Origin of the sequence: Nostoc sp. C117 (assembly GCF_043099735.1) — a bacterium.
GTDB lineage: Bacteria > Cyanobacteriota > Cyanobacteriia > Cyanobacteriales > Nostocaceae > Nostoc.
Window position 1 is genome coordinate 7,282,501 of the sequence record NZ_CP170991.1, and the last position, 23,007, is coordinate 7,305,507.

19 protein-coding genes, 1 rRNA gene and 1 pseudogene (1 of these 21 only partly in view) are annotated in these 23,007 nt (G+C 42.1%); 11 read left to right on the forward strand and 10 right to left on the reverse strand.

The genetic code is table 11. The annotated features are described in order from the left end of the window. Positions 1–67 (forward strand): 5S ribosomal RNA (gene rrf, locus ACFG4S_RS31130); it begins 51 nt to the left of the window's first position. A gap of 324 nt (positions 68–391) precedes the next feature. Continuing rightward, positions 392–730, forward strand: a pseudogene (locus ACFG4S_RS31135) (transposase); the annotation flags it as partial. A 214-nt stretch (positions 731–944) separates the two neighbouring features. Here ACFG4S_RS31135 and dnaK read toward each other — a convergent pair. After that, positions 945–2,846, reverse strand: a complete 1,902-nt coding sequence (gene dnaK / locus ACFG4S_RS31140) for a molecular chaperone DnaK (protein WP_392532727.1) — start codon at positions 2,844–2,846, stop codon at positions 945–947. Between the two features lie 541 nt (positions 2,847–3,387). Then, positions 3,388–4,209 (reverse strand): SDR family oxidoreductase, encoded by an 822-nt coding sequence (locus tag ACFG4S_RS31145; RefSeq protein ID WP_392532728.1) that lies wholly within the window; start codon positions 4,207–4,209, stop codon positions 3,388–3,390. 220 nt (positions 4,210–4,429) lie between these two features. On the opposite strand from ACFG4S_RS31145, the gene ACFG4S_RS31150 reads away from it, so the two are divergent. Next, positions 4,430–6,166 (forward strand): ATP-binding protein, encoded by a 1,737-nt coding sequence (locus tag ACFG4S_RS31150; RefSeq protein ID WP_392532729.1) that lies wholly within the window; start codon positions 4,430–4,432, stop codon positions 6,164–6,166. A 28-nt stretch (positions 6,167–6,194) separates the two neighbouring features. Here the strand turns inward: ACFG4S_RS31150 and ACFG4S_RS31155 are convergent, their stop codons facing one another. Together ACFG4S_RS31155 and ACFG4S_RS31160 are read right to left on the reverse strand one after the other, a co-directional pair. Further along, the gene (locus ACFG4S_RS31155; protein WP_392532730.1) at positions 6,195–6,326 is read right to left on the reverse strand and encodes a hypothetical protein; all 132 of its coding nucleotides are present in this window, start codon (positions 6,324–6,326) and stop codon (positions 6,195–6,197) included. Between the two features lie 109 nt (positions 6,327–6,435). Next, positions 6,436–8,835: a DUF4214 domain-containing protein gene (locus ACFG4S_RS31160; RefSeq protein WP_392532731.1), complete on the reverse strand. Its 2,400-nt coding sequence runs from the start codon at positions 8,833–8,835 to the stop codon at positions 6,436–6,438. Between the two features lie 704 nt (positions 8,836–9,539). Here ACFG4S_RS31160 and ACFG4S_RS31165 point away from each other — a divergent pair. Then, the gene (locus ACFG4S_RS31165) at positions 9,540–9,677 is read left to right on the forward strand and encodes a hypothetical protein (RefSeq protein ID WP_392532732.1); all 138 of its coding nucleotides are present in this window, start codon (positions 9,540–9,542) and stop codon (positions 9,675–9,677) included. Between the two features lie 137 nt (positions 9,678–9,814). Next, positions 9,815–11,350, forward strand: a complete 1,536-nt coding sequence (locus ACFG4S_RS31170) for a sensor histidine kinase (RefSeq protein WP_392532733.1) — start codon at positions 9,815–9,817, stop codon at positions 11,348–11,350. 578 nt (positions 11,351–11,928) lie between these two features. Here ACFG4S_RS31170 and ACFG4S_RS31175 read toward each other — a convergent pair. The 3 genes from ACFG4S_RS31175 to ACFG4S_RS31185 form a co-directional block, all read right to left on the reverse strand. Continuing rightward, positions 11,929–13,476, reverse strand: a complete 1,548-nt coding sequence (locus tag ACFG4S_RS31175) for a DICT sensory domain-containing protein (protein WP_392532734.1) — start codon at positions 13,474–13,476, stop codon at positions 11,929–11,931. Positions 13,477–13,698: 222 nt separating this feature from the next. Beyond that, positions 13,699–15,201 (reverse strand): UDP-N-acetylmuramoyl-L-alanyl-D-glutamate--2,6-diaminopimelate ligase, encoded by a 1,503-nt coding sequence (locus ACFG4S_RS31180; protein WP_392532735.1) that lies wholly within the window; start codon positions 15,199–15,201, stop codon positions 13,699–13,701. A 52-nt stretch (positions 15,202–15,253) separates the two neighbouring features. Next, positions 15,254–15,535: a glutaredoxin family protein gene (locus ACFG4S_RS31185; protein WP_392532736.1), complete on the reverse strand. Its 282-nt coding sequence runs from the start codon at positions 15,533–15,535 to the stop codon at positions 15,254–15,256. Between the two features lie 169 nt (positions 15,536–15,704). Here ACFG4S_RS31185 and ACFG4S_RS31190 point away from each other — a divergent pair, with 169 nt between their 5' ends. The 3 genes from ACFG4S_RS31190 to ACFG4S_RS31200 all read left to right on the forward strand — a co-directional run bounded on the left by ACFG4S_RS31190 (position 15,705) and on the right by ACFG4S_RS31200 (position 18,173). Next, a complete protein-coding gene (locus tag ACFG4S_RS31190) occupies positions 15,705–16,268 on the forward strand; it encodes a Uma2 family endonuclease (protein WP_392532737.1) in 564 nt (187 codons plus the stop codon). A 153-nt stretch (positions 16,269–16,421) separates the two neighbouring features. After that, a complete protein-coding gene (locus ACFG4S_RS31195; protein ID WP_392532738.1) occupies positions 16,422–17,078 on the forward strand; it encodes a Uma2 family endonuclease in 657 nt (218 codons plus the stop codon). Between the two features lie 150 nt (positions 17,079–17,228). After that, entirely contained in the window at positions 17,229–18,173 is a 945-nt protein-coding gene (locus ACFG4S_RS31200; protein ID WP_392536122.1) for an RluA family pseudouridine synthase, read from the forward strand. Positions 18,174–18,435: 262 nt separating this feature from the next. Here the strand turns inward: ACFG4S_RS31200 and ACFG4S_RS31205 are convergent, their stop codons facing one another. The 3 genes from ACFG4S_RS31205 to ACFG4S_RS31215 form a co-directional block, all read right to left on the reverse strand. Further along, on the reverse strand, positions 18,436–19,203 hold the full coding sequence (locus ACFG4S_RS31205; protein WP_392532739.1) for a phycobilisome rod-core linker polypeptide: 768 nt from the start codon (positions 19,201–19,203) through the stop codon (positions 18,436–18,438). A 552-nt stretch (positions 19,204–19,755) separates the two neighbouring features. Continuing rightward, the gene (locus ACFG4S_RS31210) at positions 19,756–20,307 is read right to left on the reverse strand and encodes a hypothetical protein (RefSeq protein ID WP_392532740.1); all 552 of its coding nucleotides are present in this window, start codon (positions 20,305–20,307) and stop codon (positions 19,756–19,758) included. Then, positions 20,308–20,925, reverse strand: a complete 618-nt coding sequence (locus ACFG4S_RS31215) for a phycobiliprotein lyase (RefSeq protein ID WP_392536123.1) — start codon at positions 20,923–20,925, stop codon at positions 20,308–20,310. A gap of 303 nt (positions 20,926–21,228) precedes the next feature. Between ACFG4S_RS31215 and ACFG4S_RS31220 the strand changes: the two genes are divergently transcribed. The 3 genes from ACFG4S_RS31220 to ACFG4S_RS31230 all read left to right on the forward strand — a co-directional run bounded on the left by ACFG4S_RS31220 (position 21,229) and on the right by ACFG4S_RS31230 (position 22,885). After that, on the forward strand, positions 21,229–21,396 hold the full coding sequence (locus ACFG4S_RS31220) for an NblA/ycf18 family protein (RefSeq protein ID WP_138501539.1): 168 nt from the start codon (positions 21,229–21,231) through the stop codon (positions 21,394–21,396). Between the two features lie 358 nt (positions 21,397–21,754). Then, complete coding sequence (locus ACFG4S_RS31225) at positions 21,755–22,312, forward strand: bleomycin hydrolase (protein WP_392532741.1); 558 nt, start codon at positions 21,755–21,757, stop codon at positions 22,310–22,312. A gap of 78 nt (positions 22,313–22,390) precedes the next feature. Next, positions 22,391–22,885, forward strand: a complete 495-nt coding sequence (locus ACFG4S_RS31230) for a bleomycin hydrolase (RefSeq protein ID WP_392532742.1) — start codon at positions 22,391–22,393, stop codon at positions 22,883–22,885. The last annotated feature ends 122 nt before the right edge of the window (positions 22,886–23,007 follow it).

Genomic DNA, 23,007 nt, shown 5'->3' on the forward strand with positions numbered 1-23,007 from the left:
GGTGAAACGCTGTTGCGGCAACGATAGTTTAGGGGTAGCCCTACGCAAAAATAGCTCGATGCCAGGTTTATTCTTACCTAAAAGAAAACCCTCTAGCTCTCAACATTGCTAGGGGGTTTTCTTTGTTACGAAGGTTAAAACTTTTTGTCAAAACCTGAGTTTGGGATAAGAAATCCTCAAAAGCCATGAATTATCGTTGTTCGGTCCAAAGCTCTGTTTTCATCTATTGTCAATAAGACATATTGCTAAGATTAGTTTCATTTGTGAACCTTATTGACAAAATGATTCCACTTTTCAATACCTTCGCCAAAACAAGAGTATGAAGAGAGAGGGCGCTCTGTAGTAGAGTTGTTGTCTTCCCAAACGACAACTCAAAAACTACAATTCGCCCATGTTCGACATCCTATCACTCTTACAATGCCTGCTACCGCAGATAAACGCTACAACGATGCGGCAGTTGAACCAAATAATCCTGGCCATGTTAGCGATGAGCGGACGAGTCACGATGTTGGGAATCTCCCGTTGGGCAGGCATTGGTGGTAGTTATCGGACGATGTTGCGGTTTTTTCATACAGTAATCCCTTGGGCGACGTTGTTTTGGCTATTTTTCCGCAAGCATTTGTTTCGAGCAAATGAGGTATATTTGCTTGCAGGAGACGAAGTTGTAGTCAGCAAATCAGGGAAACATACTTATGGGTTGGATAGATTCTTTTCCAGTCTAATAAGTAAATGAATATCAGGACTATCTTTCTTTACATTATCGAAGATATCTATTGGTTTCTTTCATCCATTACGGACATAGCCTCTTCCGTCAACCGCTTTTGTCACTCTAGGCTAGAAGCTATGCAAATCTGTATATAAAAATCCCCACACAAGCTAATGCTTGTGTGGGCAATATTAAAGAACACAATCCTATTTATTCCCCAAAGAAATAGGATAATTATTTATTTACTTTCTGTAAAATCAGCGTCAATCACATCATCACCAGTACCAGAAGAAGCGGAACCGCTATCTTGGGGTTCAGCACCTGGTGCAGTACCGCCACCAGCTTGTTGATAGATGTTGCTACCAACGGCGAATAGCGCTTGTTGCAATTCTGGGGTGAGCTTTTTGATTTGCTCATCATCATCTTTAGCAACAGCTTCCCGCAGTTCTTTCACTAAACCTTCGACTTTGGTTTTGTCAGCAGCGGGAACTTTATCACCCAATTCTTGTAGCTGCTTTTCAGCTTGGTATGCCAAGGAGTCGGCTTGGTTCTTGCGTTCTATCTTCTCACGCCGTTCTTTGTCAGATGAAGCATTTTGTTCAGCTTCTCTTACCATACGGTCAACGTCATTTTTATCCAGGGTAGAAGCCCCAGTTATACTGATGGACTGTTCTTTACCAGTGCCTTTGTCTTTGGCGGTGACGTTAAGAATACCGTTGGCGTCAATGTCGAACACCACTTCAATTTGGGGGACGCCGCGTGGTGCAGGAGGAATACCATCGAGGCGGAAGGTTCCCAAACTCTTGTTATCATTAGAAAATTCGCGTTCACCTTGAAGGACGTGAATTTCTACGTTGGTTTGACCATCGACAGCGGTGGAAAATACTTCAGATTTCTTGGTGGGAATTGTGGTGTTGCGGGGAATAATTTTGGTCATCACGCCGCCCAATGTTTCCACACCCAAAGATAGCGGTGTTACGTCTAAGAGCAAAATGCCAGTAACATCACCAGCTAGTACCCCGGCTTGAATCGCTGCACCAACTGCTACAACTTCATCCGGGTTGACACTTTGGTTGGGGTCTTTACCCAATACCTGCTTCACAATCTGTTGGACTGCGGGAATGCGAGTAGAACCACCAACTAACACTACTTCATCAATATCGCCTTTGCTTAATTTGGCATCCCGCAGAGCGTTTTCTACTGGGACACGACAACGGTCGATTAAGTCAGAACAAAGTTCTTCAAATTTCGCACGAGTCAGAGTTGTATCCAGGTGCTTAGGCCCGTCCTGGGTAGCAGTGATAAATGGCAGGTTGATTTCTGCTTGGGTAACACTAGAAAGCTCAATTTTCGCTTTTTCTGCGGCTTCAGTCAGACGTTGTAAAGCTTGTTTGTCTTTGCGTAGCTCAATACCTTCGTCTTTTTTGAACTTTTCAGCTAAGAAGTCAACTATTTTCTTATCGAAGTCGTCACCACCGAGATGGGTATCCCCAGATGTGGCTAGTACTTCAAAAACTCCATCACCAACTTCCAGTACGGATACGTCGAAAGTACCGCCACCCAAGTCAAATACTAAGATGGTTTCGTTACTCTTCTTATCAAACCCGTATGCCAGAGAAGCAGCAGTAGGTTCGTTGATAATCCGTAGAACTTCAATCCCAGCAATTTTACCAGCGTCTTTGGTGGCTTGTCGCTGGGAGTCGTTGAAGTATGCAGGTACAGTGATTACAGCTTGGGTTACAGTTTCACCGAGATATTTGCTAGCATCTTCAACTAGTTTTCGAAGAACTTTTGCAGAAATTTCTTCAGGAGCAAATGGTTTACCAGCGATAGGACAATCTAATTTGACATTCCCGTTGCTGCTGAGGACTTTGTAAGAAACTTCCGTTGCTTCGTTACTCACTTCGTCGTAGCGGCGTCCGATAAAGCGTTTGACTGAGTAAAACGTATTTTCGGGGTTCATCACCGCTTGGCGCTTGGCGATTTGGCCAACCAAGTTGTCGCCATTTTTCGCAAATGCAACTACTGATGGCGTTGTCCGAAAACCTTCAGCATTAGCAATTACTGTGGGTTTACCACCTTCCATCACTGCCACGCAGGAGTTCGTTGTTCCTAAGTCAATTCCAACTACTTTTGCCATTTTAGGTGCTGGCTCCGTATAACTACAAATGAATGAATGAGAATATAAAGGACTAAATTTTGAACCAATAGGGTCAATAAATCAGCCAATTCAGCATGAATACCTTTGATTTGGCTTTGCTGGGGTTAAAACTCCAGACTATGCTGATATATATACTGAAGCTTAGTGGTAGCCAGTCCATGAAGGGTGGTTTCCCGAACCTTGCTTGGGACGGTTAAACTAACTAAATTGTGTTTTTAGTCAATTCATGGATTGATTTGCTTTCACTTTGTCTATCACTTTGTCTAATGTATGAGAATTAATACTTTCAGTAATTAGGGTGAACCGTAACGTCTGAGTGGTGTTTGCCGTCTTCAAAGGTAATAAAGTATAGAATTACTTAGGAGACAAGGAAATTAAAAGGCCCGATCGCTTCAGTAATTTGATTTATTTGGGCATTGGGTATGGGGAGAGAAATAATAAACTCCTAAGTGCTAACTCTAAACTCAGCACTGACTAAACGCCACGCTATCTATGTATAGCACTCAGCACTCATCAACAGTTATTCAAGCTGACAGAAAAGACTTTCCCAATTAATCACAGGCGGTCTTTGTCCCTGGTTGACTAGTTCAAAAATTTTTCTGGAACTAGTTAGATGAAAAAGACATTCTACACAAACGTTTGCTACGTCAATTCGGCTGGCATCGCCTGAGAGTTTATCCCCTGTCCCAAGTACCACACCGTATTTGCCCCCTGTTTTTGCTTTGAGGAGGGTGTTGAGGTCGTATGAGGTATAAGGTCCGTCAATCAGGCGTCCTGGGCGGATGATGCTGTAGGGTAATCCTGAATTAATGATGGACTCTTCGCCCTTCTCTTTGGCATCCAAGACGCCGAATGCATTGAGAATGCTGAAGGGAAACTGATTTTTACGGAGAATTCCGCAGGAGGAGACGAAAACGAATCGCTGTAAATTTCCAGGTGCTGCTGCTACAAGGTTGGTGACACCTTGGGCATCGATTTTTGCTGGACTATTTTTTGCCTTAGCTTGACTAGATTGAGGGTTAAGAAAGGTTACTCCCCATTCAATCAAGTTCGGGGGTTGATCGAACTCCCATCTTGTAGAGGGAAAGGCAGTGGTTCCAGTACAGCAAATGATGTGGGTGACATTTTGGGTTGCGGCTGGGAGTGTAGCTGGCTTACGGATGTCACCAACGGCAATTTCTACTCTTTGATTAAACATCTCCTCAGCTTTTTTGGCATTACGTGTTAATACGCGAACCCTAAAACCTTTTTCTAGGAGTTTACCTACCACTAGTTGCCCAACTCCACCAGTTGCACCAGCAACTAGCACCAAATTTTCAACTGGGGTTTCAAAAGAAGTCATAAAATAAAGTGCCTTTGAGATAGTCTATTGCTAATCTACTCAAAAAAAGGCGTAGGCGTAGCCAGCCGTAGGCATCGCCAAAATAGAACGAAATTAAAGATTTTGGTCGAGCATCTTGACTCTGTAGCTTTCAGACCAAGAAGTGGGAATTTTAGAAAAAGGGCAAACTCCCGAAAACTGAATTAAGACAGTAGCCAGCACTTGAGGTTTTGAGTCAGGGATGAAAATTAGTCAAAAATTAATTTTAGGTATTCTAGGAATGGCTACTCTCTCAGGAATTATTGGTGCAATTAGTGCTAATCAACAATTGAAGATAGCTAAGTATCTTGCTGAACAAGAGGCTGAAGAAGTCGCCGGATTACTGGGATATTTCGTCAGTCATGAGCTTGAACAGCACGAAATACGATCGCAAGATCTGATCTTAGCCCATTTGCAAGAGCATGTGGAATCGCTACACAAAAAGCGTCAGCGCGATCTCGAGATTGTAGACCGCAATAAAATCATTCTGGCAGATGTAGTTACGGCAGACATTGGTACGCGATTAGATAGCGATCGCAATAATGAAGTTGGTAAAACCATTGACGATGGTATCCCAAGAACATATGTTGAGATCAGTCCTGAATATCCGAAGGGGATTCAATTGATTGCTGTTGCTTTTAAGACGAGCAACCATCAAACAATGGGTGCAGTAATTTTGGAATATACACCGCTTTATAAAGCAGCACTAGCAATAGCCCATAAAAATATTATTGTCACATCGATTATTAGTTTGGCATGTGGCATCTTTGCCTTAGCAGTCGGTTATCTACTCTCCATAACCATCTCTAATCCAATTAAACAACTCCAGCAAGCTGTGATGAATCTGGCTGAAGGTAAGCTGGATACCAGAGTGAATATTCACTCGCAGGATGAGATTGGCGAGTTAGCCGCCTCGTTCAACAAAATGGCAGACGATCTCCAATATTCTAGACATAAGTTGGTCAATGCTAATGAACAATTACGAGATGAAATTTCCGAGCGCCAACAGGCAGAAGCAGAACTTCAGCAAGCTCTGAAAGACCTGAAAAAAACCCAAATCCAATTAATTCAATCAGAAAAAATGTCGAGTCTGGGTCAGCTAGTGGCGGGAGTTGCCCATGAAATCAATAATCCGGTTAATTTTATCTACGGCAATCTCCAACACGCTGATGATTACACTCAACAACTGCTGCTATTAATTAAGCTTTATCAAAATTATTATCCTAATCCAGAACCAGAAATTAAAAATGCTAACGCAGAAGCAGATATTGAGTATCTAACAGAAGATTTGCCTAAGATGTTAAGCTCAATGAAGATGGGGGCTAAACGCATTCGGGAAATTGTTCTCAGTCTACGAATTTTCTCGCGTTTGGATGAAGCTGAGTTCAAAACAGTCGATCTCCATGAAGGAATCGATAGTACCCTGTTAATTTTACAACACCGAATCAAGGCACAAAATAATCGTCCTGAGATTAAAGTGGTGAAACAATATGGTGAAATGCCTGAAATCCAGTGTTTTGCGGGGCAAATGAATCAGGTATTTATGAATCTCTTGGCAAATGCAATCGATGCTTTAGAAGATTGTTTCCAAAAAGAACTTTGTCCAAATCCCTTGATTCGTATTTCTTCTGAACAGGTAAATGAGAATGCGATTATTCGGATTGCTGATAATGGAGTCGGAATTTCAGAAGAAATCCAGTCACGTTTATTTGACCCTTTTTTCACTACGAAACCAATTGGTAAGGGTACTGGTATGGGCTTATCGATCAGCTACCAGATTATTCATGATAAGCATGGTGGATCTTTGCAATGCATTTCATCTCCGGGAAAAGGTGCAGAGTTTGTGATTACAATCCCGGTTCGATTAGCGAAGATCGCCCCAGCAGCAGTAAAACTCAGCGCTAGTATTTTCAACAATAGCGACTACCATTCACAATAGGAAAGCGTAGATGCTTAGCGGCTTGTCGTTAGACATCGCACTCTGGGTAGTCATAAAGGCGATCGCTATCTTTCATCCACAACCTCAAAAAAGCGTAGATGCTTGATTGACAAACTGTCTTTTTGCATGCAGCCGGAGCAATTTCTACTTCGTAACTCACAAACCTAATTCCCTTTTGAGTTCACCCAAGGAAATCGTACCAACCTCTTGTTGTCTAAGATATCAGAACCTACTATCTAGATATTGCTAACTTTGGGTTTCGGAGTACATTACGCTTTGGGAACTAAGATATAGCAAGTTGGATTGCTTGCCAAGATAGTACGAGTGTTGTACAGGTAGCTTTTACCGTTGTACCAGTAACTTGACTCTGAAATTACAATTGTTCCATCTTGGTTAACTTGTTCAACTACAGCTACATGACCAGATTCCCATTGAGCAATAGCACCAACTTGAGGTTTAGCTGAAATTGTTGCACCAGCATTAGCAGCCTGATTATCCCATTCATAAGCCATTCCATTCATTTTGTTGAGAACGGTTGCATTATAGCCTAACTGCTGTAAACGACCATTAGCATACCAAGTACAGTTGCCAAGAGAACTGTCTAAATTATGACTGGGAGGATTAACAGAGTCTGGTGCATATCCATATTTCCAAAATATGTTGTTTTGACGGTAAGCAGATGAGTTCCAATCTACTGAAATGTTAATAGTTGAAAATTTACTTCTTGCTTCATCACTATTAACAATACTAGAGCGAACTTGAGCTAATGTCATACCTCTACCCAATCCATCTAGCCAACTTTGGAGTCCATTAGCATCAGGGTCTCGACCAAGAATGTCACGATAGAAAGCAGTTACTTTTGCTTTGGCTTCATCACTATGTCCAAAACCAGAACGGACTTGAGCTAATGTTTTATCTTTACTCAAAGCATCTAGCCAAATTTGGAGTCCATTAGTATCAGGTTCTCGACCGAGAATATCACGATAGAAAGTAGTTACTTTTGCTTTGGCTTCATCACTATGTCCAAAACCAGAACGGACTTGAGCTAATGTTTTATCTTTACTCAAAGCATCTAGCCAAATTTGGAGTCCATTAGTATCAGGTTCTCGACCGAGAATATCACGATAGAAAGTAGTTACTTTTGCTTTGGCTTCATCACTATATCCAAAACCAGAACGGACTTGAGCTAATGTTTTATCTTTACTCAAAGCATCTAGCCAAATTTGGAGTCCATTAGTATCAGGTTCTCGACCGAGAATATCACGATAGAAAGTAGTTACTTTTGCTTTGGCTTCATCACTATGTCCAAAACCAGAACGGACTTGAGCTAATGTTTTATCTTTACTCAAAGCATCTAGCCAAATTTGGAGTCCATTAGTATCAGGTTCTCGACCGAGAATATCACGATAGAAAGTAGTTACTTTTGCTTTGGCTTCATCACTATATCCAAAACCAGAACGGACTTGAGCTAATGTCATACCAGATGCCATTTGGCCTAACCAGTACTTTAAACCACTGGAATCTGTTTCACGTCCAAGAACATCACTATACAGTTGGCGAATAAATCCTTCGTTGTTAACTAATAAAGTGCTACTGCCTAAGTTAATGAACTTGGCACTGTTAAAGGCGCTTGTGCCCGGATCGATCGTGCGAGAATTGAATTTGCCATCGCCGTAGTTCCAGTTGAACTCAGAGATTACGAAAGATCCGTTACTATTGACACGCTCTACGAAAGCGACATGTCCAACACTACCTGCACCGCCTTGATTAGCATCCCACACTACAAAGCTATTGGCTGTAATTTGTTTACTCCAAGAGCCTGCTTGATCATCCCATTGCCCCGCATTGCCACGAATTTTTGCACCAACGCCACTATTTGGATTGATTAAGCCTTTCTCTAGAGCACGTCCATAGGCAAATTCTGTACACTGGTCAAGCACAGTGTATCTGAATACATTACCGCCTGCTTGTGTATAAGAATTAGAGTTCAGATTAATGCCAAAATCTGAAGGAGAGGCAAGTTCAACAGATACTGATTTTCCGTTAATTGTGAAAACAGAAGAGTCGTCCTCAGCTTTCAATGGGATGAGTTCACCCTCATTGAATATTTTGCCCTGAACTAGTCTAGCCAATATCTCACCTTCATCACCAGGGGAGTCAACAGGACTAGCATAAGCATCTAGAAAGTGTCCTGACTCTTCAACAAGAACTTTACCTATAGCGGTTGGGTTAGCTGAATTCTCTTTCAGAAAAACACTGTTAACGTAGATTGTGTTCCTACTTTTAGCGTATGCACCTAAAGCACCATTCATCTCAGCATTAGAGAGAAATTGTAAATCTGGCAAGACACCGTAGTTTCCACCCAAGATATCAGCACCTAATGCTTCTGCTTTGTTTATATTAAACGCTTCTCCGAAGGCAATCTGAGCATTAGCAGCAAAGTTATTCTTAAAAATACTCCCAGCAGCGTAAACCAATGCTTGGGTTGGGTTAGTTTGGTTTTGCCATGCGTGGATGAGAGTCTCACCTGCTAATGTCAAAAGTTTCTGTGAACCGAATCCTTTCCAATCGGGTTGTAAAGGATTTAGCGAATTATTATCTAGAGAATTTGATGCATTATTCAAGTTGGGGAGAGAGGAATCGATGCGAAATTGTGGATTTTCAAACATAGTTAAATTGGTTCCAAGTATTGAGAATAAACAGAATCTCTGAAAAGTGACTATTGATGGAGACAAAGATGTTGACTGAGAAGGGATTTTGTCTAGGTCAACTGAAAATTACATTGAAATAAACTCTAACGTAAAGATACTTTTAGTGCCGAGTGCCTATGAATTAAGCATCTAAATCAATTGCTAAAAAAGTAAGTTAATTACAGTAAAAATAAGTATTTGTGCAAACTAAATTGCTCATTTTAGCTTACCTGAATAAGTCAAAAATGGATAATTTAATATTTCATCCTGAGCGCATCTGGCTGGCTTGAAGGATGATTTAGGATTGCTATATGCAATTAAATTTGCTTAAATATTTATTAAATACATCATGACAAGTTACGCTTGAGCGCGCCTATAGCGTGATTACCTAAATTTTCATGAATTTAATGTGAGTTGAAGGAGGTTGAAAAGGTACAAAATAATGACGAGGCTGAAATTAGATGAAAAATATAGAAAAAACCGCTTCATGAATATCAAAAAATAAATTAAATAGATGGATAAAAATATTTATAGTCATTCCGAGCGTTCGCGGAGCATCACCTTGGCAATGAGATTGTGTAATTAATTTTGTTGGACTACTTATCAGTAAGCTTCTTGTCATTCCACACTCCACACTTTTACCTAAATACACTTGGGTCGTAGTAAGATCCCGTAGGATACGAGTGAAACCCAACAAACCCCGAAAAAAGTTGGGTTTCGTTGCTCAACCCAACCCACGCAAGTTAATGTTTCTGGCTGCGATCGCCCTGTCAGGGGTAAAAGTCAGCGCCAGTGTTTTCAACAATAGCGATCGCATTTAGAGGGGAAATTGCCCCCGAATTGTTCGGTTCTACGACTGTTATCTGTACACAAATAGCTATAACCTCTTAAGTAATAGTGAAATGTCTAATCTAGACTAGACGCTGTTAGTCGCTCTTGAATTAAGGGGTGAAAGCCTGTGTACCAATGGATATTGCCAAGCCTGAGCGAAATCTTGGCTGAAAATCAATCAAGTGTGGCTGAATGTTCACCTGAGAAAGCAGAACACCAGTGGCGTGTCAGCCTGGCAGCAACAGAACAATTGCTATTAAATACTTTAGCAACTGTTTCAGGTGATGCAACCCAAGGATTAGTTTTAGCTGCACCAGCACCCCTATTTAGTCACCCAAAAGTGACTCAAAGCTTACAGACAGTAGCTTTTACAGGAAAACCATTTAATCCTTTGGCGCTGATGCCATTTCAGATGCCAAATGCGATGTCTGGGTTTGACTACGCTGACGCAGCACCTGAAGACGATCAAACTGCTCCTCATGAATCAGTACTTCCTTTGCTATCTGCCGATCCGCTGGCAGCAGAACAGTTTTGCTTAGTTTTTACAGATAAATTTAGATTAATACTAGTTTTAGCAACACACAAAAACGGTAAAAAAACATTTTCATTTTCTTTTGAACCAGAAGTAGTAGAGCAAGCTTGGCGATCGCTAGGAGCGCGAGTTATGCTGACTAATCCCGAATTTTTTAGCGAACTTGATGCATTGGTAGAACAGTATTCTCCAGTAGCATCAGATTACCGCATTGTGGTTCAGTTTACCCAGCTCTTGCTTCAGGAATTAACAGAACCAGAAGAGACTAAAGACTCTTTACTAGGGACTGGGAACAAGGACGACAAAGAAAATAACCCATGTCCCATGCCCACTTGCCCTGAGCGAAGTCGTTCGCGTAGCGTCTCGCAGAGAAGGGATGACCCATCTCCAATGCCCAATCCCGATATTGAATTACTTCAAGCATTTGCTCACGAAGTCCGTACACCTCTGACAACAATTCGTACCATGACTCGCCTACTGTTGAAGCGGCGAGACTTAGATACCAGTGCGATCGATCGTTTAAAAGTTATCGATCACGAGTGTACTGAGCAAATTGACCGGATGGAGTTACTATTTAAAGCCGCAGAACTGGAAACTTCTACTTCCGCAAAATCATCAAAAACTCAACTGACGCCGATGTCTTTAGATCAAGTGTTGCAGCAAAGCATTCCCCGTTGGGAACAAGCAGCACATCGGCGGAACTTAACTTTAAATGTTATTTTACCCCAGCAACTACCAACTGTGGTCAGCAATCCCAGTATGTTGGATCGGGTACTCACTGGTTTAATGGAGAATTTTACTCGCAGTTTACCTGCTGGTAGCCATATTCAAGTACAAGTTATTCCGGCTGGAGATCAACTGAAGTTACAATTATCGCCCCAACTCTTTTGCAAAGATACTAGTCTTGCTGCCACAACAGCAACGCCACCAATTCGCAAAGCCCTTGGTCAACTGCTGATGTTCCAACCGGAAACAGGTACGATTAGTTTGAATATGGCCGCAACCAAGCATTTGTTTCAGGCGATCGGTGGCAAACTGATTGTTCGTCAGCGTCCACACTATGGGGAAATATTAACGATTTTCCTCCCCTTAGAAGTTAGCAATAAACAGAAACCAGGTGCTAGAACTTAGGAGTGAAAGCAGAATTGAGCGCTCAAGAATTAGAAGTCTGATTATTTATTAACATAGATAATTTATCGGTTTTCTGTTCATTTGTTATGGTTTTTCAGCAAATAGAGTTTGTTTAGCAATATGATGAAATATTTCTGACTTGGCATCTGTAAAATATAGATGTCAAAAATGTATATATAGCGCTTCTCAGTTGTGTGAAATACAAACCTAACCCCCAGCCCCTTCCCTGCGAGGGAAGGGGAGTGAGCATCAAAGCCTCTCTCCTGAAAGGAGAGAGGTCAAAATGTATTGCATCCAAATGAGAAGCGCTATAAATTCAGCTTACCTACGGAACGCTACGCGAACAGAGAAGCAAGCTACGTACAGAGTATTGTAGAGGGCGTCGGTAAGAATTAGAAACTGTTTGTGTCTGATTTCAATTTCTGCATTTTATACCTTAGCTACTTGCAAAGTGCATAGCAATCCTAAATCATTTGTGGGAATTTTAGATAGTTATAATCCCCCAAAGCATCGGGGGATAATTTTTTTTACAAATCATTTAGGATTGCTATAACACCCCAGCCTATAATCATAAGTTATCACTCCTTTTCAGTAGCGATCGCTCCTGGGCTATCACGAACACTAGCTAATTGCACTGTAAAAGTAGAACCTTCATTTAATTTACTTTTGACAGAAATAGAACCACCACAGCGTAGCAGCAATTGCTGTACTATTGTTAACCCCAACCCTGCACCACCATAATCTTCAGTTGCACTTGTACGTACACGATAAAAGCGATCGAAGATTTTGGGAATTTCATTTTCGGCAATACCGATACCTGTGTCGCGGAATTCTAATTGCACATAATCACCTTGAACACGGGCACGCACCCATACTTGACCGCCGTCAGGAGTAAACTTAATGCTGTTGTGCAGTAGATTAAGCACAATCTGCCTTAGCCCACCACTGACGCACCAAACAGATGGAAGTTCGGTGGGTACGGTGTAAGCTAGCATAATTCCTTTTTCTTGGGCTACAGGTTGGTAGGTACTGACAACTCCAGGCACAATTTCTGAGAGACGCACTGATTCTAATGTTGTCCCCTCCAAATCACGTTCCAGTTTCACCAAATCCAACAAACCATTAATTAGAGAATTCTGGCGATCGCACTGGGTATTTAACATCTGTAAATAACGTTGTCGCTGCGGTGGTTTGAGATTAGGCGAATTCAATAAGGAGAGTGCTGTTTTCATATGTGTCAGGGGTGTACGCAATTCCTGACACACATTTTTCAAGTATTCATCTTTGAGTTGTTCTTTATTATGCAGTTCTTGATTTTGCTGCTGCAACTTTTTAGTGCGTACTGTGATGATTTGACGATTAATTTCATCTTGTCGCAGGAGTTGTTTTGCCAACAATTGATTCATCAGTATAGGTTCAGGCACTGTTGGACAAATAAAATTAGCAGGTAAGATTGGGGATGATTCTGGCGTAATTCCTTGTTGGATACCATTTAATACTTGCTGAATTATTCTCCCCTCAACAGTAGTGATAATCAGCAACGGCTGATTTTTATTAGTATTTACTTTTCCAGGTGGGTTATTTTTACGTTTTTTAAGTGGTCGATGAGCCAAAATTAAACTGCAAAACTGGGGCGATAACACCATCAGAAAATTTTCTCGTCGCAGTTGGCTATGGGGTGGTAGGTGGACGACGATGTGATGGGGGGATAAGGAAGACGCGGCTTCAGAAGACGTGATGACTGAGAGACCAGGAGACGCGGAGAAATAACTCTCCGTGTCACCGCGTTTCTCTGTGTCAGTGTCCTCTTTACTCTTTGCATCCCCGTGTCCGCGCATCCCCGCGTCCTCATTTCCCTCTTTCCCAATATCTTCAATTTGGCAAGTATAGATGAGACTAGATGCACCCACCGACGATTGATAACGGGCTAATTCTAATTGCCAAATTTTTTCTGGTGGTAGCTTCACCCATAAAGTGGCTGCAATTTGCTGCTCAATGAGTAAGTCAATTTGCGCTCTCACCAGTGATAGTAGAGTAGCTGGACTGAGGGACAATGGTTTAGGAGGCGCTTGCACTCCCATAACCAGTTGGTAAACAGACAGATCCTTAGCCAAAGAAACATTCATGAGTCAAGCACAATAAGGATGAAGCAAAGAAATACTTCTGTATTCGATTTTCACCTTTATGTGTGCATTTTCTACAAAATCCCCACGGAAAGAAACATCAATTATGAAAAGCGAATGGAGAATGGGGCATGGGGAGATGGGGAGACTTGTACTGAGTTTCGACTACGCGGTAGTTGAGCGTAGTCGAAACTCAGTACAAGTGCCCCATACCCCATGCCCAAATTAAGATTGTATATTCAGTCTTTGGTGTAAGGCGTCGCGTGCGTGTTCTCGGTCGTCAAAATGGATTTTTTCGGTGCCGAGAATTTGGTAGTCTTCGTGACCTTTGCCAGCAAGCAATACGCCATCACCGGGTTGTGCTTGTAAAATAGCGGTACGAATGGCGATCGCCCGATCGCTAATTACTGTTGGTTTTACTGTTTCGGGAATTCCCGCCAAAATATCCTCTAAAATCCGTTCTGGGTTTTCGGTACGGGGATTATCTGATGTCACTACTGCCCAATCAGCTAATTCCGCGGCAATTTTACCCATTTTTGGGCGCTTGGTGCGATCGCGATCGCCGCCACAACCAAATACACAAATCATCTTACCAGGTATAAATGGACGTGCAGCTTTTAATAAATTTTCTAAGCTATCTGGCGTATGAGCATAATCCACAATCACGCTAATATCTTGCTCAGAAAGAATTTGCACCCGTTCCATTCTTCCAGGGACACCGGGAAAATCAGGTATCACAGATGCCACTAACTGTAAATCTAAACCTAAGTGTAAAACTGCTCCTACGGCCGCTAAAAGATTTTCTAAATTATATTGGCCAACTAAAGGCGATCGAAAAGCGACATCACCTTTTGGTGTATACAAAGTCCCACTGACACCATTGGGCTGATAATTTAAATCACTCATCCATAAATCAGCGCTGTTGTCGTTGACGCTGTAAGTCCAAACCCGTTGGGAATCCAATGAGGCGATTAACCGCCTCCCATAGGAATCATTGGCGTTAATTATTGCTCGTCCCTTGAGATAATCAGGGTTAAATAACAACGCTTTGGCGGCAAAATAATCTTCCATATCGCTGTGGTAGTCGAGATGGTCTTGAGTCAGATTACTAAATACCCCTACCTCAAATTTACAACCCAACACTCGACCTTGGGCTAAGGCGTGAGAACTGACTTCCATTACCCCAAACTCATTACCAGCATTCACAGCCTCAGCTAGCTGCTGTTGCAGTTCCACAGCAAACGGCGTAGTATGAACAGCAGTTTGCTCAAAACCAGGCCAACGAGTGTAGAGAGTTCCCATCAAAGCTGTAGATAGATTAGCTCGATCCAGCAGAAATTCAATTAAGTGGGTGGTTGTAGTTTTACCATTAGTACCAGTTACACCCACCAGCTTCAGTTTTTGCCCTGGATAACCATAAAAAGCACTGGCTATCTGGGCACAAGCTTGAGTTATGTTACTGGCGCTGATGACCACAGCCTCATCTGTGGGAGGGTTTTTCTGTGCCGCTTGCGGAGAGATAATTGCTGCCACAGCACCAGAGGCGATCGCACTTGGCCAAAATTCCCCACCATCAACCCGCGTTCCTGGCATCCCAATAAACAAATCTCCCACACCGCAAGCATGGGAATTTGTCTTCAAGCCCTTAACTTCTGCATCTTCTAAAGCTGGATAGTTAGATAATTGCTCAACACTATCTACTGCCGTTAGTAATTCTCGCAATTTCATCTTGTACACCTCGTCACATACTTTTATTGCGCTTATTCTGCATTATTTTTTTCTAATTGGCGAAATACTTACGCAACATTTGTTCCAACTGCTGCACACTAGCACGAGGAGAAGGACGCGGCAAAGGTTCTTCACTCAACTTTCCTCCCTCCCCACCTCTGTGGTTCGATAAAAAAAGTACCGGTACTTCATACTCATACGCACCGAACCAATCTTCACGAGTCGTAATATCCCGAATTTCCAACTCAAAACTGAGATTTTGGATTTGTTCGAGCTTTTCCTGCAAACCCTCGCATAAATGACATCCAGGTTTACTGTATAAAATTAATCGCATTTGCTTCTACTAAATTTGCCATCAAACAGACGCGATATCTCTCGTCTTTACAAGTCATAATATGCATATTAGTTAGAGAATTGCTAATTTTAAATTTAAGAAAAATCAGGAGCTTCTGGCTTGCTGAGACTCAGAACAAGGCGTGATTTTGCACAAGGATATAGCGACCATGACTCAAGTCAAATCTCAAATGACACTAGAAGAATTCCTCGCACTCCCCGAAGGAGAAGGGGACATAACTTACGAATTAGTCGATGGCGAGGCAAAACCCAAAATGTTACCAAAAAGATATCATTCTAGGCTAACAGGCACAATCTACACACTCCTAAAACTATGCGTGGAAAATCGCGGTGAGGTTGGTATCGAGTGGGCAATTACCTTAAAACGCCGAGGTCGAGATTGGGCACCAGTACCAGACTTACTTTATATTTCCTACTCTCGGCTCAACAGTGACTTAATTGAGGATGAAGCTTGTCCTATACCTCCAGATTTAGCTATTGAAATTATCTCTCCCGACCAAACTTTTGGAGAAATGAGTGCAAAAGCCACAGATTATCTCAATGCAGGCCTTCTGAGAGTTTGGGTTGTGGATGCAAAAGCGAAAACAATCACTATTTTTTATCCTGATGCCCGCCCTGAAACAAAAAGTGGTGTAGATATTTTAGAAGATTCTCTGCTTGAAGGACTGCGAATTACAGCCGAACAAATATTTCAACAAGCAGGAATTCCATAAACTATAATTCAGAATTCAGAATACTCCAGTTAGAAAATGATGAAGTTTTAGCCAAGAATAATTTTGATATTTTTTACGCCAATTTGTACTAGATTACTCCTGATTTTTGACTCATAAGTTTTTGTTGATAATTTATTTAACACCTAACATCCTATGGTTACACTTAAACTCAAACAAATTCAAGTTCCGCCAGGGGAAAGAATAATCCTAGAAGATGTGAGTTGGCAACTATTTGAAGCAATTCTTGATGAGTTAGGAGAAGATCGTGGAAGTCGAGTAGCATACAGCCAAGAAACGCTAGAAATTATGGCTCCATTACCAGAACATGAGCGAGCTAAAGTCATCATCGGGAATTTAGTAATAGTCTTGCTGGATGAACTCGATCGCAATTGGGAATGTTTAGGTTCAACTACCTTTAAACGGAAAGATATCAGTGCAGGTCTTGAACCTGATGATTGTTTTTATATTCAAAACTATCAGCTAATGATTGGGAAAGATAGGCTCGACCTAACTGTAGACCCTCCACCTGATTTGGCAATTGAAATTGATGTCACTTCTAAAACAAAAATTAGTGCATATCAGGCTTTGAGAGTACCTGAAATCTGGCGATATGAAAACAAAAAACTAGAAATTAACTTGTTGCAAGGTGACCAATATGTGAAGTACCAGATAAGCCCCACATTTCCAAGTTTTCCTATCACTGAACTTATTCCCCGATTTGTGGAAATGGCGCGAACCACAGGAACAAGTTCAGCAATCAGAAAATTTCGGCAATGGGTAAAAGAACAGATACAAGATACAGGAACCTGAAGAAGAATTCAGAATAGTTTGATACCCAATTTTAATAAGCTTCAAAAAATCAAAAAGCGATAGTACACTTAATTTTCCAATTATTCTATATTCTGACTTCTGACGTTAAAATAGTGCTACATATAAATCGCGGGGAATTAATCTTAAGTAATTGTGACTGAATTTAATTTACAAATCCTAGAAAATAACGCTGGTTTGGGCGATCGCCTTGACCGCTACCTTTCCCAAGAATTATCAGATATATCGCGTTCCCGCATCCAACAGTTAATTGAAGAAGGTAACGTTCAACTTAACGGCAAAGTTTGCACATCTAAAAAGATTAATGTCAAAGTAGGCGATCGCATTATTCTGGAAATCCCAGAAGCCCAACCTTTAGAACTCCAAGCGGAAGATATTCCCTTAGATATTCTCTACGAAGACGACCAATTACTTATTCTCAACAAACCTGCAGGTTTAGTTGTCCATCCCGCACCGGGTCATCCAGATGGCACTTTAGTAAATGCCTTGTTGGCACACTGTCCCAATTTACCAGGAATTGGCGGAGTCCAGCGGCCGGGAATTGTCCATCGATTGGATAAGGATACAACAGGAGCGATCGCGATTGCCAAAACAGATATTGCCCATCATCACCTACAAGCACAACTCAAAGCTAAAACTGCACGGCGAGAATACTTGGGTGTAGTTTACGGTGCCCCAAAAACTGAAAGTGGCACAATTGACTTACCCATTGGTCGCCATCCCCAAGACCGCAAAAAAATGGCTATTATGCCCCTTGAACAAGGTGGGCGATCTGCGGTGACTCATTGGCAAATACTAGAACGCCTTGGTAACTTCACCTTAATCCACTTCCAACTAGAAACCGGACGTACCCATCAAATTCGCGTCCACAGTGCCAAAATGGGTCATCCCATTGTTGGCGACCCCGTTTATAGTTCTGGTCATTCAGTGGGTGTAAATTTGACTGGTCAAGCGCTCCACGCTTGGCGACTAAAATTACAGCATCCCGTATCTGGAGAGATGATTGAAGTCACAGCCACCCCTCCGACCCAATTTACAAAACTTTTGGACATGTTAAAAAGACGAATTGCACTTTAAAGGGTGGAGAGACAAGGAGACAAATAAAACTCCTGACTTTTGATTTTTAACTCTTAACTCAGCACGGGCTAAACGTCTCACTATCCATGTACAGTACTCAGAACTGTTTTGCCCAATGCCTATAAACAACTAGCGTGCATCAGACATGGGATAGAGTCTGTTTCACTAGTTAGACCTAAATGAAACTCCTACGTAACCCAGGGCTTATGCACGCTATAAAATAATCAAACAGATATACTAACCAGCCGCCGATCAAAAATCGTTACTTGATTCCTGCTAGTTGCCGATAAGGTACAGACTTTTCGATATCGATGTTGAATGACGATATCCTTTGTGGGGGATTGCCACTTGCATTGACATCTTGTGCCATAGACAAGAATAGAGCTGGATCGCCAGCCTTGGGCTTTTTGTCTTGTGGGGTGTATCTGCGTACTTCTACCTGCCAAATAATTTGGGGGAAGCCCAGCTTAGCACGGTGGTAAGACTCGTATCGCGGAGATTTGATGTTGAAAGGCAACTCACCCTCAGCGCGAGATGGCAATACTCGACGGCGTTGATAAGGCACTGTGGAGTATCCAAAATTGCTCAGGTACTCTTCAGTGTTGAGTACTTCATCAATAAAGCCTTTAATGCCCTTGGTAGCAACTACAATTGACCAAGCGATTTTTTCCCGCTCGTTGTATGGGTCGCGTCCTAAAGCCCGTTGGATTACTTGCTCAACAAAACGATAGTTGTTGTTGAGGTCGTAGAAGCTTTTTCTAAAGGTATTAGAAAGCAGCAACCCACGAACAAAGTCCCGCACTGTAATCTGTCCATTACGGAGTTGAGACTCTAAGTATGTTTCGCGATCGGCAGCAAAAGCATGGAAGAAAATTTGACGATATGCTGCTTCGATCAGATTACCTAAATCTGATGGAGAGAGCAGATTGTCTGTAGAAAAAATCCTGGGCTGTTCATCACCCGGTACTTCATATGCAGCTACACGCTGGTTTTGACTTGAAGGATCGTATGTTAACAGAGGAATTGACACTCTAAAGCCTCCATATTCTTAATTAAAGTTAACAACTTTAAATCACATATTAAGGGACGTAGCTGGATCAGAAGCTTAGATTCTGATAAAGTTTCACGAAACTTAACCAAAAGTGATTAAGTATTCGCAGAAACAGCACCATTATGCTGGATTCAAACCGCATCTAGCTTCAGAAAGCCACTGCGGCTTTCAGGTAATGATTTCGTGGCATTTCCTACAGCGATCGCCAGGAATACGATGTAGGTTTTTCAGCCAATCCAGCTATTGCTTAGGAGGTGCTGAAGCTCACTTTTTAGTCCAGGGAATACCTACCGCAGACTATTAATTTCTTACCTTATTGGGGGTTCTTTTGGATTTAGCTAAATAACTAAAAGCTTTGTTCACATAATTTAGATTAGAAGATTCAGTTTCACTTGTTAGAACTGAAGCAATAATTTTTAACATTTAGCAAAAGAAATTAATGAATATTGGGGAATGGGGAGATGGGGCATAGGGTATGGGGAGATGAGGAAGATAAATCAATCTGACACCTGCCTCCTGCCCCCTGCCCTATTACCTATTCTCTTTACCTATCCAAAATTCGAGGGGATCTATAGTTGACTTACAGTAAGGCCAGCTACGTAAAGTTGCTTCCATTCCTGCTTGCCAATAGGGTGGTTCTAATCCCAGTCCTAAACATAGATGAGACAGAATGTTGGCAAACTGCTGATTATGACCGAAGTCTCCTAGATGGGCATGGGCGTATTCATGGACGACAATACCAAACCAATCTTTGGGTGCAACTCGACCGACATCTACCAAAATGGTGATTGGGTTTGTGAGAATGTTGCACAGACCATCTATACCGAAGGATTGAGCGATAGGTACTGCAAAAATTTGGATCTGGCGACGCTCTTGGGGATGAAAGCACTGATGACAGGCTTCTAGATAAGTGCCGATCTGAGCATTAACAATGTTAATGTTCTTGCCGATCCAACTGTAAATGGAAATGCGATCGCGCAGGTTATCGAACACATCCACCATACCCGGTTCTAGAGCCAGTCCCTGTACCAGATGTAGATAATCTCGCCCACGAATAACAGCATCCGTCTGCTTCAGAATCATTCACCAGCCCAAAACAGAATAAAATTGTTTTGCTTCTAAAACATCCTGCTCTTGTTTAGAAGTTACTTGTTCTGTACTAGAAACTTCTTGAGAGGTTTCCATACGGGTTTCGGTGCAAAACGATGCAGTGCTGAAGCCCCCAAACCGTTTTACTGTACTGCTTCGCAATCTCAGATTTGGGCTGGCAAACCAGAATCGCTCAATGGAACTCATGGTTTCATATTCTGTTGTCAGCACTAGTCCGTCTTCGTCATCCATGTGAAAAAGACCGACTACAGGCACAATTTCTGCATAGCCTCGTTCGCGGAGTAATTTGCCTTGCCTTGGGTTATCGGCATCAGGCACGATCGCAAATATGGTTTTTCCCTGATGGTTCTCATCACCCTCTCTATCCCAAGCCATTGTGCCTAGCCAACGCACCCGCGAGCCTCCAACTGAGAGGCTGGGGTCAATCTCATGATATTGGCATAGTTCAATGATTTCTGGATGATCGGCAGCTAGAGTTTCTACCTGTATATCAGATTCTCCTGTCTCTGAGCGCTTGAACGCTAGATGATGAGTTGCACGTTGCGATCGCCACTTACCAGCACTTAGCTGAAAAAATTCTGTTACGTCTATCAATCTTCTGACTCCTACTTATTGCTCCTGCGGATGATGTTTACCTTGTTTTTTGTTTTTAAAGTTATTGGTATAGAAACATTTTAAACATTACAGCCATTAGCGGTTAGCTTCAATCAATTCCTAACAAAGGAAGAAGTCAACATTTTTTCTGTTCATTGTAAACTTTTATGAGGTTATTTTCTTATGGCTTGACAATGTAGACACTTTGATATCTCAGTGCTAAAATATTTGAAAGAGTTGGACTTCAGAGTAGCAGTAACAATAAACACATTAGATTCAGTCAATAAAGAGAAGTAAATCATGGACTTCCCAATCGAACTAACCTTAGAGCAACAGTTTCGCTTACAAAACTTGAAAGACCAAGTAAAGAATTTGAGTCAACAAGAAGCTCAGGAATTTTTATTAGAAGTTTTACGCCAGATGATGGTGAAAGATAATTTGGTCAAACATCTGCTCAAACAAGCTTAATTAAATAAAAAAGAATATTTTTTGCTTAAGACTTATGCAATACGTGTGTAAGTCTTAATTTTTTGTCAATTGGGGCATGGAGAGTGCTGTTAGCGTTAGCGGGGCGTTTAGCCCGTGCTGAGTTAAGAGTAAGGAGTAAGGAGTTTTGTTATCTCGTTGTCCCTTTGTCTCCCTCATCTCCCCCACTCCGCCACCTCCCCATGCCCAAATTAAATATTACAGATTATTACTTTCTCTCTCATAGAAAAGACTAGGGTACTATTAATACCCTATGTTTTTTCTTGGCTACTCGCAGTTGATCTGAACGAGAACACGCCGAAAATAATATCCACCATTTTGTGTATATCAAGGAGAACTCATGGTTCTTGATGCTTTTTCCAGAGCTGTAATTACAGCAGATGCCAAAGCTGCTCCTATCGGTGGTGCTGACTTAGCAGCCCTCAAAGGTTTCATTGCTGAAGGCAACAAGCGCCTTGATGCTGTGAATGCGATCGCTAGCAACGCTAGCTGCGCTGTTTCTGATGCCATTGCGGGAATCGCTTGCGAAAACACTGGTTTGCTTCAACCAGGTGGTAACTTGTACCCCACCCGTCGCCACGCTGCTTGCTTGCGTGATACCGAAATCATCCTGCGCTACGTAACCTACGCGCTATTGGCTGGTGATTCTTCCGTGTTAGACGATCGCGCTATCAACGGTCTAAAAGAAACCTACTCAGCTTTGGGAGTTCCCATTACCTCAACTGTACGTGCTGTTCAGATCCTCAAGGCGATCAGCGTAGCTCACATCACCAACACCAATACCGAAGCTAACGCTGGTAAAAAGTTCCGTAAGCTGGAAGTTATCCAAGGCGACTGCTCTGCTTTAGCTGCTGAAGCTGCTAGCTACTTCGATCGCGTTATTTCTGCTCTGAGCTAATAGCTCATAGTAAACGGCTATTAGCCAAACAAACTGAAATTAAAACCCGATCAAATCCCATCTGGAGTATAAAAAGCAATGAAATCAGTTATTACCACAGTTGTTACATCTGCTGATGCAGCAGGTCGTTTCCCCAGCACCTCCGATCTAGAATCCGTTCAAGGTAGCATTCAACGCGCTACAGCTCGTCTAGAAGCTGCTGAAAAGCTAGCTTCTGGTATCGATAATGTAGCTAAAGAAGGTTATGATGCTGCGTTCAAGAAATATCCTTACTTGAATCAAGATGGTGAAGCTGGCGACACCCAAATCAAGAAAGACAAGTGCCTCCGTGACATCAAGCACTACCTACGCCTCATCAACTACAGCTTAGTTGTTGGTGGTACTGGTCCTTTGGATGAGTGGGGTATTGCTGGTGCCCGCGAAACATATCGCTCTTTGGGTCTGCCTACCGCTCCTTACGTTACCGCATTGACCTACACTCGCGATCGCGCTTGCTCTCCTCGTGACTTGTCTCCTCAAGCATTGACTGAGTTCCGCGCTCTTCTTGACTACGTAATCAACTCCCTGTCATAGTACGCGGATTGATTAGACGTAGACGAGCGATCGTCATACTCTAAAACTAGGGATTCTGAGTCTATTACTTTGCCTAAATTAGGTTGAGCGATCGACTTAGAGTCCCTCAGTTGTTACTAATT

Coding starts and splice junctions, on each gene's coding strand:
- ACFG4S_RS31145 (WP_392532728.1), bottom strand. CDS start 4,209: ATGACTTCTTTTGAAACCCCAGTTGAAAATTTGGTGCTAGTTGCTGGT.
- ACFG4S_RS31195 (WP_392532738.1), top strand. CDS start 16,422: ATGGTTACACTTAAACTCAAACAAATTCAAGTTCCGCCAGGGGAAAGA.
- ACFG4S_RS31175 (WP_392532734.1), bottom strand. CDS start 13,476: ATGAATGTTTCTTTGGCTAAGGATCTGTCTGTTTACCAACTGGTTATG.
- ACFG4S_RS31210 (WP_392532740.1), bottom strand. CDS start 20,307: ATGATTCTGAAGCAGACGGATGCTGTTATTCGTGGGCGAGATTATCTA.
- ACFG4S_RS31160 (WP_392532731.1), bottom strand. CDS start 8,835: ATGTTTGAAAATCCACAATTTCGCATCGATTCCTCTCTCCCCAACTTG.
- ACFG4S_RS31180 (WP_392532735.1), bottom strand. CDS start 15,201: ATGAAATTGCGAGAATTACTAACGGCAGTAGATAGTGTTGAGCAATTA.
- ACFG4S_RS31225 (WP_392532741.1), top strand. CDS start 21,755: ATGGTTCTTGATGCTTTTTCCAGAGCTGTAATTACAGCAGATGCCAAA.
- dnaK (WP_392532727.1), bottom strand. CDS start 2,846: ATGGCAAAAGTAGTTGGAATTGACTTAGGAACAACGAACTCCTGCGTG.
- ACFG4S_RS31230 (WP_392532742.1), top strand. CDS start 22,391: ATGAAATCAGTTATTACCACAGTTGTTACATCTGCTGATGCAGCAGGT.
- ACFG4S_RS31220 (WP_138501539.1), top strand. CDS start 21,229: ATGGACTTCCCAATCGAACTAACCTTAGAGCAACAGTTTCGCTTACAA.
- ACFG4S_RS31185 (WP_392532736.1), bottom strand. CDS start 15,535: ATGCGATTAATTTTATACAGTAAACCTGGATGTCATTTATGCGAGGGT.
- ACFG4S_RS31150 (WP_392532729.1), top strand. CDS start 4,430: ATGAAAATTAGTCAAAAATTAATTTTAGGTATTCTAGGAATGGCTACT.
- ACFG4S_RS31190 (WP_392532737.1), top strand. CDS start 15,705: ATGACTCAAGTCAAATCTCAAATGACACTAGAAGAATTCCTCGCACTC.